Here is a 571-nt window from a genome sequence, read left to right on the forward strand (position 1 = left end):
GCTGTAGGTTCATCTAATAAAATGATTGGCTTTTTACTTAAAAGTGCACGTGCCATAGCGACACGTTGTTCTTGTCCGCCACTAAGCATACGTCCACCTTCTCCAATTCTTTCGTACATCCCATGTGGTAATAATGCAACGAGCGAACGAAGACCAACTTCATTAATAACTCTCTCAACTTCTTCATCAGTTGTATTCGTTTCATAGAAACAAATATTATCTTTTAATGAAAGTGGAAAAATATAAGGTTGCTGCGGAATATAAGCAATATTTTTTTGCCAATCTTCTCGAGTAGATTCACCAATTTCCACACCATTTACTAACATCTTCCCACCCGAAGGAGGTAGAAATCCTGCTAACACATCGATTAACGTTGATTTCCCTGCCCCACTTTCACCAATAATGCCTATAGCACCGTTACCTTGCCAAGTAAAATCAATTCCCTCTAATATAGCCTTTTCAGATTCATCATTATTTACTTTTACATCTTGTAATTTCAAACTACTAGAAGAATTCCATACTATATCTACATTTTAATCTTTCTTTTCTATATCTTTTTGTTTCTGTAAAA

General features: G+C 35.4%; 1 pseudogene. It reads right to left on the reverse strand.

Features of this window, described 5'->3' with window-relative positions:
- Window positions 1-571, reverse strand: a pseudogene (locus KI356_RS27090) (ATP-binding cassette domain-containing protein); the annotation flags it as partial.

It is taken from the genome of Bacillus hominis (genome assembly GCF_018332515.1).
GTDB classification, from domain to species: Bacteria; Bacillota; Bacilli; order Bacillales; family Bacillaceae_G; genus Bacillus_A; species Bacillus_A hominis.